Raw genomic sequence first — 886 nt, forward strand, 5'->3', positions numbered from 1 at the left:
CTTTCGCGAGCAAGCCCGCTCCCACAGGTTATCTGGCAAGCCTTGGAACAGCCTTCAGCCCTTAGCGCCAGAGCTGTCCGCCGTGACGGTTAAGGCCGGTGCATGAGATATGCCTCCCCCGTCACGCGAATCATCGGATGGGGGACGACCTGGCAGGTTTTGACGATGCCAAAGCCATGGCGCTCATAAAAGCGCCGGGCGCCGGTGTTCGCTGCGTAGTCGATCAAGCTCAGGCCCTTGAGCTGCAACTGATCGGCACGCTGCTGAGCCCGCTCGAGAAAGCGCACGCCGAGCCCCTTGTTACGCCAACCTTCATGCAGGGCCAGACTCGAGATATAGAGGGTGTCGGGGACTTCCATGTCGGCGTAGGGCGCCAGGACCGGATCTGTTACTGGGGCCGCCTGTGGATCATGACGCGTCACATAAGCGTGCATCATGCCGATAACCTGGCCGTTGGCCTGGGCGACAAGGCAGTTCTGGTAGGAAAAATCGACACCTTCCCGGGCATAACGCGCGGCGCCCACCTCAAGAAGGTCCTGGCCTGGCTCCGCCAGCTGGCTCCAGATGTAATCCGATGCACCCTCCGAGGAGATCCGGAACAGACGAGCGATCTCGCGGGTATCCGTGGGCAAAGCGGGACGAAGTTCAACTTCCATTGATGTGGCTCCATTGGCTGTCAAACAGCTTTTTTAGGCGCAGGTTTGAGTCACGACAACATGCCGGGGCAGCGGTTTTATGGCTGGATGTTGCAGCGGGTCAGACGGTGTTTTTTGAGTTCAGGCCTGGACGGCCTGATGAGCGGCGGGGCCGAACAGGTTATCCACAGAGCTGCATGCAGGCTTTGTGGGTAAACACATGCCCCCTGTGGGAGCGGGCTTGCTCGCGA

General features: G+C 60.2%; 1 protein-coding gene. It reads right to left on the reverse strand.

Annotated elements, in window-relative coordinates; translation table 11 throughout:
- Positions 1-89 precede the first annotated feature (89 nt).
- Positions 90-656, reverse strand: a complete 567-nt coding sequence (locus tag HU811_RS27060; protein WP_186659181.1) for a GNAT family N-acetyltransferase — start codon at positions 654-656, stop codon at positions 90-92.
- Between the last annotated feature and the right edge of the window lie 230 nt (positions 657-886).

The organism is Pseudomonas tehranensis (assembly GCF_014268615.1).
Lineage (GTDB): Bacteria > Pseudomonadota > Gammaproteobacteria > Pseudomonadales > Pseudomonadaceae > Aquipseudomonas > Aquipseudomonas tehranensis.

What these genes read in the sequence shown, in the direction of transcription:
- HU811_RS27060 (WP_186659181.1), bottom strand. Translation starts at nt 656, where the DNA reads ATGGAAGTTGAACTTCGTCCCGCTTTGCCCACGGATACCCGCGAGATC.